Source organism: Paenibacillus sp. PAMC 26794 (genome assembly GCF_000316035.1).
GTDB lineage: Bacteria > Bacillota > Bacilli > Paenibacillales > Paenibacillaceae > Paenibacillus.
Genome location: NZ_ANHX01000027.1, coordinates 1 through 14464, shown reverse-complemented (window position 1 = coordinate 14464; position 14464 = coordinate 1). Strand labels below are relative to the sequence as shown.

Annotated in this window: 12 protein-coding genes; 4 read left to right on the top strand and 8 right to left on the bottom strand. The window is 50.0% G+C overall.

Annotated features, from left to right (window positions below):
- Positions 1–19 precede the first annotated feature (19 nt).
- The 5 genes from D829_RS31050 to D829_RS0113880 are packed head-to-tail and all read right to left on the bottom strand — an operon-like array spanning position 20 to position 6382.
- Positions 20–1198, bottom strand: a complete 1179-nt coding sequence (locus tag D829_RS31050; RefSeq protein ID WP_017689509.1) for a YheC/YheD family protein — start codon at positions 1196–1198, stop codon at positions 20–22.
- A gap of 35 nt (positions 1199–1233) precedes the next feature.
- Positions 1234–2340: a YheC/YheD family protein gene (locus D829_RS0113895; RefSeq protein ID WP_017689508.1), complete on the bottom strand. Its 1107-nt coding sequence runs from the start codon at positions 2338–2340 to the stop codon at positions 1234–1236.
- Positions 2340–3713, bottom strand: coding sequence for a YheC/YheD family protein (locus tag D829_RS0113890; RefSeq protein ID WP_017689507.1), 1374 nt, complete (start codon positions 3711–3713; stop codon positions 2340–2342). Before D829_RS0113890 ends, D829_RS0113895 begins: the two co-directional genes overlap by 1 nt.
- Before the next feature lie 60 nt (positions 3714–3773).
- Positions 3774–4964, bottom strand: coding sequence for a YheC/YheD family protein (locus tag D829_RS31045; RefSeq protein WP_017689506.1), 1191 nt, complete (start codon positions 4962–4964; stop codon positions 3774–3776).
- Between the two features lie 50 nt (positions 4965–5014).
- On the bottom strand, positions 5015–6382 hold the full coding sequence (locus D829_RS0113880; RefSeq protein ID WP_017689505.1) for a YheC/YheD family protein: 1368 nt from the start codon (positions 6380–6382) through the stop codon (positions 5015–5017).
- Positions 6383–6618: 236 nt separating this feature from the next.
- On the opposite strand from D829_RS0113880, the gene D829_RS0113875 reads away from it, so the two are divergent.
- From D829_RS0113875 to D829_RS0113865, 3 genes are all read left to right on the top strand, one after another.
- Positions 6619–6966 carry a YlbF family regulator gene (locus D829_RS0113875; protein WP_017689504.1) on the top strand — a complete coding sequence of 116 codons (348 nt, stop codon included), beginning with the start codon at positions 6619–6621 and terminating at the stop codon, positions 6964–6966.
- A gap of 319 nt (positions 6967–7285) precedes the next feature.
- Positions 7286–7570: a hypothetical protein gene (locus D829_RS0113870; RefSeq protein WP_085981456.1), complete on the top strand. Its 285-nt coding sequence runs from the start codon at positions 7286–7288 to the stop codon at positions 7568–7570.
- Between the two features lie 210 nt (positions 7571–7780).
- Complete coding sequence (locus tag D829_RS0113865) at positions 7781–9115, top strand: DRTGG domain-containing protein (protein ID WP_017689502.1); 1335 nt, start codon at positions 7781–7783, stop codon at positions 9113–9115.
- Between the two features lie 145 nt (positions 9116–9260).
- Here the strand turns inward: D829_RS0113865 and D829_RS0113860 are convergent, their stop codons facing one another.
- The 3 genes from D829_RS0113860 to D829_RS0113850 all read right to left on the bottom strand — a co-directional run bounded on the left by D829_RS0113860 (position 9261) and on the right by D829_RS0113850 (position 10524).
- Positions 9261–9602 carry a YtpI family protein gene (locus D829_RS0113860; RefSeq protein ID WP_017689501.1) on the bottom strand — a complete coding sequence of 114 codons (342 nt, stop codon included), beginning with the start codon at positions 9600–9602 and terminating at the stop codon, positions 9261–9263.
- An 82-nt stretch (positions 9603–9684) separates the two neighbouring features.
- The gene (locus D829_RS0113855) at positions 9685–10173 is read right to left on the bottom strand and encodes a hypothetical protein (protein ID WP_017689500.1); all 489 of its coding nucleotides are present in this window, start codon (positions 10171–10173) and stop codon (positions 9685–9687) included.
- A gap of 21 nt (positions 10174–10194) precedes the next feature.
- The gene (locus D829_RS0113850; protein ID WP_026081169.1) at positions 10195–10524 is read right to left on the bottom strand and encodes a YtrH family sporulation protein; all 330 of its coding nucleotides are present in this window, start codon (positions 10522–10524) and stop codon (positions 10195–10197) included.
- 185 nt (positions 10525–10709) lie between these two features.
- Here D829_RS0113850 and D829_RS31040 point away from each other — a divergent pair.
- The coding region (locus D829_RS31040) for a DNA polymerase III subunit alpha (RefSeq protein WP_017689498.1) at positions 10710–14464 on the top strand (3755 nt) is incomplete at its 3' end.

Genomic DNA, 14464 nt, shown 5'->3' with positions numbered 1-14464 from the left:
TCCTGCTTTTCTAATCCACTCACTTGGCTTTCCTTTTTCTTTTTACTCTGGGTGGTTTTTGCGTAACGGGCCTGGGAATGGCTGGCTTTCTGGACATTCCGGGAGGTCTGTTGCGATATACCCATAAGGCGTACTCCAGCGGCTGAGTGATGGCTTTATAATAGATATCGCGCTCCCCGATGCGAGCGAATACTTCACGTGCAGGTTTGGGGTTGACTTCAAGCAGGTAGATACGCCCGCTTCTGTCAATCGCCAAATCCAGAGCCAACTCACATAGGTCCCCATACGTATCTTCCAGAAACGAAGCAACATCAATGCCGAATTTCTCTGCAGTCGTGTTAATTTCTGCCCGGAGGTCGTCATCTTCGATCCATTGCTTCATGAGTCGGTCCATCGCTATTGCCTGACCGCCGCCATGCAGATTGGAGGTTACGCTTTTTTCTGCACCCATGCGTCCGGCACATCCAGTAAGCTCCCATTGTCCTTCACCGTTCTTCTGAACCAGCATGCGGTAATCATGCACACGTCCATTCGGAAGCTGAAGTTGAATGCCCTTTTGTACAAGATACTTGTCTTTCATGTTCCAGTGCTGGAGCAAAGCGCCAAGTCGTGATAAATGAACTTTACGTGGAGTGATGATACGACGCTTCTGATCCCGCCCCTGAACAAGCACCGTATTAGCCTCGCTACTGCTGCGTTCAATGCGCAGAATACCACGTCCGCCTGTTCCATTAATGGGTTTGAGATAGACCAGGGAAGAAACTTTGAGCATCCGGTTTACATCGGACATATCCTGAAATAGAGCGGTTTCCGGCAGGTGTTCACGAAAGTTGGCTTTTTGTAAAAGGGTCTGGTGGATGGTCCATTTATTGCGCAGTGGCCTGTTCAGAAAGAGCAGATGCCCATATTTCTCACGAAAAGCAAGCAATTGCTGGAACCTTCGGTTACGCTGAATCCGGCAGCGATCAAAGATCAGGTCCGGGAATGATCGCCACTCCCTGGACCAGCCTTTTCCCTCATGAAAAACCATGGCTTCAATTTGTTTGCCGCCGGGGTGCACGTCGGCTGGTGTGAATACATAGATATCGAGTCCCCGCTTGCGCCCCTCAAGAATCATTCTGCGATAGACGCTTCGTTCTTCAAGAGCGCGATGTTCATTTAAATACAACGTCATAATGCCCAGAACAGGTGAGGACACAAACAATCACCTTCTTTTTGCAGTATTCCTGTCTATCATCGTTTGGACTGACGGGCAAGATAAGCGCTGTAGTGAAAAATACGTTCCAATGATCGACGTCTGATCTGCGGTTCATCAAACTTCATGGGCTTTGCATTGGCTTCGAAGAACCAGAGTTCCCCCAGGTCATCAATGCCCAGATCCATGGACATTTCTCCGAGCGTGTAACCTGATCCCCGTTCTACCTGTCTTGCGATCATTAATGAAGTGGATTTCACACGTTTCATCAGGTTTGTTGACATTTCTTCGCCAAAAAGCTCGGTCAGCAGCTTCTCAGGGTCTTCTACGCTCCCGCCGCGCGGCACATGAGTTGTAATGCTGCGGGAGCCAGCAAGTCTCGCTCCTACTCCGGTTACGCTCCATTGGCCCTTGGTGTTCTTTTGTACAAGAACACGCAAATCGAAGGGGCGTTTACGAGAGGATGCCAGTTCAATGCCTTGTTGCATGATATAGGGCGTATGTCCGGTTTCTTTGCGAATTCGTGCCCATAACTTGGCAAGTGTAGCTGCTTTATAGGTCGTGCTTCTACGTGTGGTTTGTATTTTGAGTCGATAGGGAAGCCGTTCTTTTTCCTGGAATTTAAGCATCATGATTCCTTTGCCAGCTTTGCCGCTCTCGGGCTTAAGGTACAGATAGGGATACGCCCGTAGAACGGCACCCAGAGAAGAAGCACTTCGCATCCGCCGAGTATAAGGGATCAGTTGCTGAGTCGATTTGGACTTCTTAAGCCATTCGAACAGATCCCATTTGTTGAAAAAGAATGGGTTATACAGTTCGATTCCTGATTGCATGCATTCGTCAATTTTACGCTGAACGGAAGGTTTTCCTTCGTCTTCCCGGTTGGGAATACGATTGTACAGAACATGGGGAAGGGGGAAAGGTTGTGAAACCCACTTTCCACTCCCCTTGTTGTACGTATATCCTTTCACGGTGGGACCACTCACGTTCAGATCCCGTACAGTCACAATGTACACCACGTATCCCATGCTCTCGCCTGTCTGCAAGATATCCTGAAAATTTTGATAATTTCCCCTGAACATGCGCTGTTTATCATGCATGGTCAAAACAGCAATGACAGGTTTGAAATCATCATGAAGGCTCATCAAATTTCTTCCTTCTTCCGGAACTTGCTCAAATACAGGCAGTGTTCCAAGATGTGCTCCACCGACGATTTGCCCTCCACTCGGAGTGAAGGGTGACGGAAAATGGAGCGCCCGGGTTTGGCGTTCGCTTCGAACATCCATACATGTTCCTCCTGATCAATGCCCAGATCAAAGCCAATCTCACCAATCAGATGCTGGTGCTGGGTTTCAATCGCCTGGGCCAGTGTAATAGCTACGGATTTGGCATGCTGAAGAACTTCTCCCGCACGATCGCCGAAGTTGCGACTGAGCGCCTGCTCAGGAGTCATTAGGGAGCCGCCATTTTTGATGTGTGTTGTGACGCTGCCACGTCCTGCCTTTTTGGCTCCAATCCCGACAACAACCCATTGATTGTTACCATTTTTGTGCATGTGAAAACGGAAATCAATTGGACATTCATCAATCTCAATTAGACGTATTCCCTGCTGAACTACATATCCGCGTAGCTGTTTGCCATGTCTTCCCTGAAGCATACGCATCAGACTGTTGAAGGACCCAAAACGCAGGAGTGCATTACCGCCTTTTTTGCGATAACGTGCGAAATATCCACGTTTGGGCGAATAAGTCAGGCGATAGATCCCGTTCCCCAGACTTCCTGCAGTAGGCTTATAGTAGACGAACTGATGGCGTTCCAACATTTCCTTCATCTGTTCAACGGACGGATTGGTAATTGATTCAGGGATATACCTCCCGGCTGTCGGTTCATTCTCCAGCAAGGTATAGATATCCGATTTGTTGAAAAAACTCCAGTTGAAGAACGGAATTTTCCGACGAATAAATCGTTCCCGCAGTTGGTTGATGGCTGGTGAGAAATCTGAACGACGGCTCGGTAACCGGTTATAGACGACATCGGGCAGAGGTACTGTTTTGCGGGTAAAGCTTCCGTTTTCATTCAGAAAAAAACCGGATACTGTCTCATTCTGCCAATTGATATCCCGGGGAGTAAAAGCATAAATATAAGATTTTCGGCTGCCTTCACGGAGTAACTGTTTGATGAAACCAGTACGGGAACCGAATGGATTAGTGCTCGTCGCAGGCCCATCAGAGAGTACGCCGATCAGTGGACCTAACTGGACTTCATCATTTTGCAAGTTCCGGAGATAAATGCTGCCCCGTTTGGGAACGTTCATCAGATTGCGGATACCAGAGGCGAGATAGAGATGTTTACCTGCTTTTTTGATTGGTTTGATCGTTGCAGGTACCCGGTCACGCCCGAAGCGAAGGTGCACCGTTTTTTTGCCGGACAGGTTGAGGCTCTTCATTAAAGCGTTGGATACATAAACCACTTTATCCGGTTGCTTGGTAAAATGCAGATTGCAAAAGGTCAAACTCATGATTTATCCTCCTATCCTGAAAAGATCCTTGGGCTCCATGGCAAGCGGGCGCTGCGGGCCTCAGCCGCCGTGAATCGGGATGGGTTTCAGGCCAGCTTTGCTGGATGTATTCGGCAATTTCATTGGACGAATGACGTCCGTGAGAACATGTTGTTGCAACAGATAACGGGCATAGGCAAGCGGCCGGGTATAAGTCAGGGTATGCATGCGTCGGTCGCCCGCTTCTGCGAATGAGGTGCGGCCAGGTTTGGAGTTGACTTCAATTAGCCAGAGTTGGCCCTCTGCATCTGCTCCGAAATCAAGCCCCAATTCGGCTAACCTGCCGAAACGGCTCTCCAGCAGGGTGGGGATAAGAGTAGCAGTCTGCCGGATGCTCTTCAGCAGAGTTTCTGTGCGGATCGTTCCATATCGCTGGAGCAGATATGCGTGGGCAGGATATGCTCTACCCCCACCGTGAAGATTGGACGTGAGGGAACCTTCGGGTCCTTCCCGTACCATACATCCGGTAAGCGTCCAGCGACCTTGCCCATTCTTTTGCATGAGAGCCCGTATGTCGAATGCTCTTCCGTGATGGCTCAGCTCCAGATAGGGCTGCACGATCATCTTACGCTCAGCCTGATGTAATGCCAGCCAGGAAGATACGTTCTGTGTATGATTGAATGTAAGAAAAAAGGGTTCATTGTCCGCATTACGACCCTCCACGATCCATGTGGATGGAGTCGTTCCCCGAGTCAGGCGAAAGGTATTTTTGCCATGAGTTCCGGATACCGGTTTGAAGAACAGTCCTCTGGGCCAACGGTCCAGCCATGTTTCCCAAGGAATATGTGATCCTAGGCGGGTTGTGGGGGCAAGTTGTGACCGCAATTCAGGATTTCGGGACAACACACGATGTACCTCCCATTTTCCTGGAAGGGAAGCAGACCAATAACGGTGTTGATCTGTGCCGTTGGTTGGTATCCATTCCTTAAGCTGTTGTCTGACGTTCCTGGGGAGAGGGCGAAGACAACGATCCATGATGAGGTCGACTGCAGGAACAGGTACCGAATTCCACTTCCCTTGATGATAGACATATCCCCATTGGAGAGGGAGATGGGCTGCATCATTCGATATCGGGATCACAATAATCTGAAGGGCGTATGGCATGCTCCCCAAACTGAGACGACGGCAGAAAAGTTCATCTGTAAAGGGAGGTGAGCCTTCGGTTGCACGTACCAGAATGGCCAGTGTCTTGGTCTGAGATGATGGAAACATTACGCTGCACCTCTCCTCTATCAGATTTGTTTCCAATAGGGAATAACTTTTCAAAAACCCGCCAGGTACGTAGAATATTCAAGCATGGCTTTGACGGAAGGACGGATCTTGCTCTCACTCAGTGGTGTATTATCATTCTTGGATGGTTTGGAGTTGACTTCGAGCAGCCATACGCGCCCAGTGGTGTCCAGGGCCAGATCAATACCAAGTTCACCAAAATGAGCAGGGATGGCACTCTCGATCCCTTTTGCGATATCCAGTGCTGCGGTGTGCAATCCTGCATACGCGGAAGCTTTGGCTGATCCAGACAACTGTGTTTTGGCAACAGCATCCTTGACGGTGCTGAGACTTCCACCCCGTGCCAGATTGGATACGTAGTGACTCCCGCCCGCAATCCGGGCGACGATGGAGGTTACACTCCATTTACCTGTACGGTTTTTTTGCACGAGCGCACGGAAATCCACGGGTCTGCCACTGTTGTCAATGAGAGTCAGCCCTTGCTGGATCTGATAACGCGTTGTTTTCATTTTCCCCGACATACTGGCATACAGTTTATCCAGAGAAGTATACGTTTGTTTCCGGGTACCCCCGACGCCAGTCGCCAGAGTCAGGAAGCTTCCGTCAGTCTGACGTGAGACCCGGATGATCCCTTTGCCCAAAGAACCGCGTACGGGCTTCAGAAATACAACCGGATGTCGGTTGCACATCGTCTTGAGCATGGCGGACGTCTTGAGCAAATGAGACTCGGGAAGAACTCGTTTAAGCGTTGAAATGGACTTGAGTGCGTCAAATACTTCGTTTTTGTCCAGAAACTTTTCATTGAAGGTTTGCGTGCCGTAGAGCGATTTTACTTCTTTCATAAAATGCTGTACGCTAGGTTTGTTCTCAAGCTTGCGGGACGTTAGCCGGTTATTGACGACGTCTGCTACAGGCAGAACAGTCTTTTTCCAGCCGTCATCATACACCCAGCCTTTCATATAACCCGTTACCGCTCCAATATCCTCCGGTGTGAAAAAGGATACATAGGCGCCTCGCTTACGGCAGGCGTTCACCAGTTCTTGACAGAACATCGTGATGGAGCCAAAGGGCCGATCGGGCTGATCGGGATAATCCTGGCTAACCAGTACACTGATGTAGGGTCCAAGGCGAAGCGTACGGCTGGCTGAACGATAAGATACCCTCAGGACTGAACGTGGAACGAGACCGGTCTTGCTGGCAACTGTCTGATTGATGCGCAGCCCGTCATACCTTGGTACCGGAATAACAGTGACTTCGCGGCGGAAAGAGCCAAATTGCAGCTGAAGCGGCCTTCCTGAAGGGATTTTAAGCGCCTTGAGCACCCCTTCGCCCAGCATGATGACGTCGTCCTGCAGGATGCCCGAGCCGGTAACCTGAATCGTTACTTTTTTAGTGGACATCACGGATCTCCTTCCGGGCGGCAACTTGATGTCTGATCTCGAAGTTGAACGGCATCTGAACATGGCATGTGCTTCATCATATGAGGACATATAACCCTTGGTGATTGACCCATATGGATTAAATGCATTTGATTCGAGGCAGGTTATCGATGGCCTGTTTCAGATCGCCCTTGTTTGACAGGAGAGAAAAGCGTGTATTAACACGGATGAACAAACCAATCTGAGGAGGAATAATAGTGAACATTTATGACAAAGCCAATGATTTGGCCAAAGCACTGAGAGAAAGCAGCGAGGTGGAAGAGATTACTTCCGCGATGAAGCTGATTGAAGCTGATCCGGATGCAAAAGCAATGCTGGATAACTTCCGTGATCAACAAATGGAATTGCAACAACGCATGATGAGCGGGGATATGCCAGCTCCGGATGAGATGGAGAAAATGGAGAAAGTGTTCGAAGTACTGAGCTTGAATCTGAGTATCCGTCGTTTGTTTGATGCGGAGCGTCGCCTCAGTGTTATCATTGAAGACGTGAACAAAATTATTGCAGACAGCCTGGGTCATCTGTATGGTGGCGCTGAAGCCTAAAAAGGTAGTTCAAAAAGTCCACTTTTGATTACGAAGGATGCCTAGCGGCATCATCAGCATCGAATATGAAATTCAGCCGAAATAAGCGGGGGCTTACGAAGTATGTTTCCTTCGGAAACATTGTGGTTGCTCACGTAGTTGTCCTACGCTCCGCTACTCCATTTCTAGCTTCATTCCATCTTCTCGGTACTGAAAACTGATCTTTTTGAACACGTACTAAAAGGTTGTCTTGTTTTTTTACCTGAACCTTTCATATTAGCTTCTTATCGTTCATAGACTAGACATATAGAGTCGATCAAGAACGAAGGAGCTGTGAATGGTGAAGAGGTTGAAAAAAGCAAAACATGTGATCTATCTGCTTATTGCGTTGTCGATGCTGGTCATTGCACTGCCGCGGATTTCCTTTGCTGGAGGAATGGACTGGGTTAATATTTTTGGCATCGTATGGGTGCTGTTCTCCTTATTAATCGTTGGTGCACATCTGCATTTTATTCTCGGTGTGGATGAAGAGAAGAAACGTGCACTGGAAGCCGTTCGCCGGGCGAAGCTGCGGCAGTGGGAGATGAAACTGCTGGACAAGCAGGAGCGGAGCGAGTCTGTATAAGGTACAGAATGAGATCCAACATGGAAGACCGGAATCCCTTGATAGAAAGGGGGCCGGTCTTTTTGGTACATATAGAATTAGAGGTTGATCGGAGGATTAAATTCAGATGGCGAACTTGCCTGTGAGAACGGGTAGGGGTGGGGTTATTTTCCTAAAGCCGTGTTATAATAGATACAGTATAGTACAGATGCATCTTCGGGGGTGGTACAGTTGGACGGACAGGAAGAGAACGTAACGAAGCATGAACAGTTACTTCAACATATTGAACAACTGAAGGTTGGCAGCAAAATATCAGTACGTGGACTTGCGCGGGAGCTGGGTGTAAGTGAAGGGACAGCGTATCGTGCGGTGAAAGAGGCGGAGAACTTCGGACTGGTCGTGACCAAGGAACGAATTGGAACGGTGCGGATCGAGAAGAGACCTCGGGGCATGTCGGAACAGTTGACCTTTGCTGATGTCGTGACCATTGTGGAGGGCCATGTGCTGGGCGGTAACGAAGGTCTCACCAAACCGCTGCACAAGTATGTGATTGGTGCGATGAAAGAACAGGCAATGGCCCGATATATTGACGCTGGAAGTTTGCTGATTGTGGGTAACCGGGAAGATGCTCACTCGCTTGCCCTCGAACAGGGAGCGGGCGTGTTGATTACGGGTGGTTTTGGGACAAGTCGTGAAGTAAGAATTATGGCTGACGAGCTTGGGCTACCGATTATTTCATCCAGACATGATACATTCACTGTGGCTTCAATGATTAACCGTGCGATCTTCGATCGGCTGATTAAGAAAAAAATTATGCTTGTTGAGGATATCATTGGTCAGAAACCTCGCTTGCAGGTATTGAAGGTGACCAGTTCAGCCTCAGATTTTCATATGTTGGTTTCGGAAACGGGTGAGCATCGCTTCCCGGTCGTGGATGAATGGAACCGGGTCATCGGGATTGTGAGTCTGAAGGATGTCAGCGAGCTGAAAGAAGATCAAAGTATTGAGAAATGCGTGATACGCCGCCCGATTACGGCCTCATTGCAGACTTCTCTCGCTTCTGCTGCCCAGATCATGACGTGGGAAGGCATCGATTTTCTGCCAATCGTGGATCGGAACCGCAAACTGATTGCGTCCGTCACACGCAAGGAAGTGCTACAGGCTATGCGGGATGCACAGAAGCAGCCACAATTGGGAGAGACGTTTGATCATCTGATCTGGAACGGGTTTGCCGAGGAGCGCGGTGATCAGAACGAACTGTTATTTCACGGATTCATCATTCCTCAGATGGCGACGGATCTGGGTACGATCTCCGAAGGTGTTCTGTTGAATGTGATGACCCAGGCTGGCCGGCGGGCAGCCTGGGATGTTACAGGGAACGACCATGTGGTGGATAATGTAACGACTTATTTTGTTCGACCGGTACAGATTGAGGATCAGATTCTGGTTCGACCAGTAATTCTGGAAACCAGCCGTCGAACGTGCAAAATGGACATTGTGGTTACCCGTGAAGGCAGTGTGGTATGCAAAGCGGTAATGACATTGCAGTCGATTGACCATGCCTAGCAGGGTGTGTTGCCTCGGGTATAGACAAAGAGAGTACTCCCTGATCGAGAAGCTCTGCCGGGTTGCGCTGTCGCGCGGTTCTGGCTTCGCTTAATGAAGGGGAAGTACTCTCTTTTTGCAGCCACAACAATAACACTTCAACGAATCATGCAGATTGTCCAGAGGTTTTACCTGATCCATTACTGGACCGTTGTTGAAGCCGTGCATAATAACTGCGGTTACGTATTCCGGCGAATACATTATACGCACCCATAATCAGAAATAGCGCTTCCACAATCACAGATAAAGTGGAACCAGTGAAGACAAACATCAGGATCAGTGCAAGAACGACAAGCATGCCACCCATCCAGATATTCGTCCACGAACGGTACAGACCGGCGCTGGCAGCATCTGAGCTTCTGTGTGAACGAATACTGTTCAACGCTGCAAAAACCATGGCAACAGCAAAGATGGCGATTAGAGCATATTTGAGTACATCAATGAACACAAAGACGCAGCTCCTTTTCTGGAAAGCATTTACTGCCCTTATTGTACCATGCAGAGATGCAGACAAGGGCAGTTTTTTGCTGTTACGCAGGAACGTGCATGCGAATCTGTACCCAAACTTGCAGTACCCCTTCCATAACCAGCATCGTTTTGACCTGAACGGTGTATTCCTTTTCTCTGACTGAGTACACTTTCTGATTCAGCATGATTCGCGTCATTTTGCTATACTCGTCGATGTTGAATACATCTCTGCCCCGAAGTACCTCAAGTTCGTCTCCGAGCTTCTGTAACATCACTTTCAGAGAAGCTTCGTCTGGCCCCTTATCCGATTCTTCTGCTCGGACCTTGATTTCCTTGATAACGGTTTGGCGTTTACTGTATTTTTTCAGCGTTTTGATATCCTCCTCATTCTGATGCAGCTGAAGCTGCAGCTCCTGATTGTTCAGCCACAACGCATTGTAACTCAGGTGAAATACGCCGTTGTAGACGACACATCCAGCGATCATTCCCAGAACAAACACAGCGGTCATTCGCATCAGCGGGCGGTAACGGGAAAATGGCGGAATTCTCATGAACGCTGTTCCTGTCTCATATTAGCTCCGGCCTCCGCCGCACACCCATTTCACCAGCTCGGTTCCCATATGCGCGCCCATAAAAGCAGAGATCAAATACAGGATTTGTTTGACCGCCGGAGACAGGTTACCATCCAGGAAATTGCTCTCGATGACACGCATGGGATCTATTGTGCCGCCGACAGCGGCTGCGAGTGCCCATATCTTTATTTTTCCAGAAATATCGAGCATCGTCTGTGTCGGAGGTTGAAGAGAGATCACTGCTCCAATACCTCCGATCATCGCGCCGCCCAGCACGATTCCAAACGCAATAAAGAAATCAAGAATGGCTTTGGACAAAAATGTGCTCACTGGCAACACCCCTTTCAGACCTAGCAGCACACCTCCTGTCTTCGGTCTGTCACAGGGGGAGCGGCTTGTACTTCTATATGTATGGGCGTGCCCCCGAACGTTATGATAAAATAGAATAATAAAGTCTCCTTTAAAGAGGTTAAGATCAATGCTGCGACTATCTGCGGCGAAAGGAAGAAAAAAACATGAGTTCTTTTGTGCATTTGCACGTTCACAGCGAATACAGTTTGCTGGACGGCGCTGCGCGTATTCCGGATCTCGTGAATAAGGCTGCAGATCTCGGAATGACGACACTTGCGCTGACCGACCATGGCGTGATGTATGGTGCAATTCCTTTTTATAAAGCATGTATGGAACGAGGCATCAAGCCGATTATAGGGTGCGAGGCATACATGACAGCAGGGTCCCGCAAAGAGCGGGGAAGCCGCAAGGATCAACCGATTCATCATTTGATTTTGCTGGCCAAAAATATGACGGGTTACCGTAATCTGATGAAATTGTGCTCGATTGGACATCTCGAAGGTTTTCATTACAAACCCCGTGTAGATATGGAAAGTCTGGCTGCCCATCACGAGGGCATTATCTGTCTAAGTGCGTGTCTTGGTGGTGAAGTACCACAACATCTGCTGCATGGACGAGAAGAAGAGGCGAGACATGCGGCGTTACGCTACAAAAATATCTTTGGTGAAGACTTCTATCTGGAACTTCAGGATCATGGGCTTTCGGAGCAAAAAAGGGTAAATCCACAGTTGATCAAACTGGCTGCCGAGCTGGAGATTCCGCTTGTAGCCACCAATGATGCGCATTACCTGTCCGAAGAGGACGCGGAGCTTCAAGATGTATTGATCTGTATCGGAACGGGCAAGACCGTGGATGATGAGAATCGGCTCCGAATTGGAACCAATCAGCTCTATCTGAAAAGTGAAGAAGAGATGGCTCGTTTGTTTCCTCATGTACCGGAAGCTCTGGCGAACACCGCCCGCATTGCGGAGTCCTGTGAGTTGAAGCTGGAATTCGGCAAATCGATTTTGCCGGAATACAGACCGCTTCCTGATGAACTCAGCCCTTCGGCGTATCTGCGTCAGCTGTGTGAAGAAGGAATGGAGGAGCGTTATGCGCAGTCCACACGTTGGACAGATGCAGAGCTTCGATCCGAACTCGAACAACGATTGGCGTATGAGCTGGGTATAATCGACAGCATGGGATTCTCGGATTATTTCCTGATTGTTTGGGATTTTATCGCCTATGCGCATAAGCAAGGCATTGTTACTGGACCGGGCCGGGGCTCCTCGGCAGGTAGTCTGGTAGCGTACACGTTGCATATCACCGATGTTGATCCGATGAAATACAACCTGCTCTTCGAACGATTCCTGAATCCCGAGCGGATCTCCATGCCGGATATTGATATTGACTTCAGCGATGAGCGGCGGGATGAGGTCATTGATTATGTCGCGCATAAATATGGCAAAGCCCATGTCGCCCAGATCATTACGTTTGGAACGATGGCTGCCCGTGCAGCCGTACGTGATGTTGGGCGGGCCCTGAATGTGCCTTATGGTGAAGTGGACAAGGCTGCAAAGCTGATTCCAGCGCAGCTTGGCATTAACATCGAGCGGGCCATGGAAGCTACACCTGAACTGAAGGCGCTGTATGAAACCAAGCCTAAGACACGTGAGCTGCTGGATATGGCGATGAAGGTCGAAGGTATGCCACGCCATGCTTCGACGCATGCAGCGGGAGTGGTTATCTCCCGTGACCCGCTGACCGATGCGGTGCCACTTCAGGAGGGCAGTGAAGGGACGGCGTTAACCCAGTATTCCATGGAAAACCTGGAGTCAATTGGGCTGCTTAAGATGGACTTTCTTGGTTTGCGTACCCTCTCAATCATTGAGCGGTGTGTACGCTGGATTGGGGAACATGGAGAAATTCCGGATTTCCGCCTTATCCCCGATGATGATCCGTTAACGTACGAGATGCTTGGGCGAGGGGACACGATGGGCATATTCCAACTGGAATCTGCCGGGGTACGCCGTGTGCTGAAAGAGATGAAGCCAAGTAGTTTTGAAGATGTAATCTCTGTACTTGCCTTGTACCGTCCGGGTCCGATGGAGTTCATATCCAAATACATTCAGGGCAAGCATGGACAGATTGAAGTGGATTACCCCCATGTGGATCTGGAGCCTATCCTGAAAGATACGTACGGGATCATCGTGTATCAGGAACAGATCATGCAGATAGCCTCCCGGATGGCGGGTTTCTCGCTGGGTGAGGCAGATCTGCTCCGCAGAGCGGTCTCCAAGAAGAAACGGGAAGTGCTGGATCTGGAGCGTGGACACTTTGTACAAGGCAGCCTGAAACAAGGGTATAGCGAAGAAGAGGCAGACCTGGTCTATGATATGATCGTCAAGTTTGCCAACTATGGCTTTCCGCGTGCTCATGCCGCGGCATATGGTGTGCTTGCGTTCCAGACGGCGTATCTGAAGGCGCATTATCCGGTTCATTTTATGGCATCCATGTTAACAGCTGTAATGGGCAGTCATCGGAAAGTGGCAGAGTACGTGGTGGAATGTCGGCGTATGGACATGGAGGTGCTTCCGCCGGATGTGAATGAGAGCGGTATTCTGTTTACACCTGTATTTGTGCTGTCCGGCAGTGCAGGAGCCGGGGATCAGAGCAATGTATCGCAGCAGACTGCGGGAGCAGATGCAGAGAGTAACGCCGGAAGCCCGGCCGAAGAACATGCCGCGAATGGTAACGGGAGTTCCTTCAGGGAAGATCGCGTTCATGAGCATGATGGGCATTCGGGACAAGCCGAATATGGTGAAGCACCTCTGCCGGATGATCCCGGCCCTGGAACGGAAGAGGACAGTGGCGGATATGAGTGGCAGGCAGCGACATCCATGCCTGAGGCATCCGACAACCGGAAGGAACCGGGATTGGTGACGGCTTCTTCAATGGAAAATGGTAATAACGAAAGACAAGAGGCGTCTTCTTCGCGCGCGGAGCAAGGGGAACTGTCCTCTGCGGAGAAGAACGTTGCAGTGTCTAATGATAGTCCGGATGAGGAAAAATTAAAGGGTGCAATACGATTTGGTCTGGCCGCTGTGAAAAATGTCGGTACCCAGGCAATGGAAAGCATTATGATCGTAAGGCAGGAGAGACCGTTCGACAGTTTGCTCGATTTTTGTCGTCGTGTGGATCTGCGTGTATGCAACAAACGTGTGATTGAATCGCTGATCCAGGCCGGAGCTTTTGACACATTACCTGGGCATCGGGCCCAATTGCTGGCGATGCTGGATGAGACTGTTGAAGCGGCGTTGAAATGGCGCAAGGAACGCGAGGATCTGCAGATTCAATTGTTTGACTTTGTTGAGACGCCAAACTGGGAGATTGAATACCCGGATATCCCTCCTTATTCCTCAGGACAGCAACTGGAGCTAGAGCGTGAGTTGTTAGGCTTGTATCTCTCCGGGCATCCGCTGGATGACTATGAAGATGTGCTGGAATCGAGTGGGGCTGACCGGATCATGGAGCTGACCGAGGCGGCAGACGACACGATGACCGTCGCCGCGGGTATGGTTGTGTCTGTGAAGTCGATTACGACGAAACAGGGCAAGGCTATGGCGTTCATGGAGCTGGAAGACCAGATCGAACGCTGTGAAGTGGTTCTCTTTCCCGAGGTCTGGCGGCGTAGCCAGCAACATGTCGGGAAAGGTGAACTGCTCGTCGTGCGTGCCAAAGTCCAGCAGCAGGACGAAGGGTTTAAGCTGCTGGCTGAGGAAGTGGCGCCGTTGTCACCGGCGGCACTGGAACAGCAGCTGCGCAGCCGTGACCGGCGCGTCAAGCCCGGCAGCGGCAGCTCTTCGCGCCCGGCGCAGGCGGCTTCGCCGCGGCGGCCAGCGGGCGCGGGAGCCGAAGCGCAGCGCAGCAGCGCAGGCGT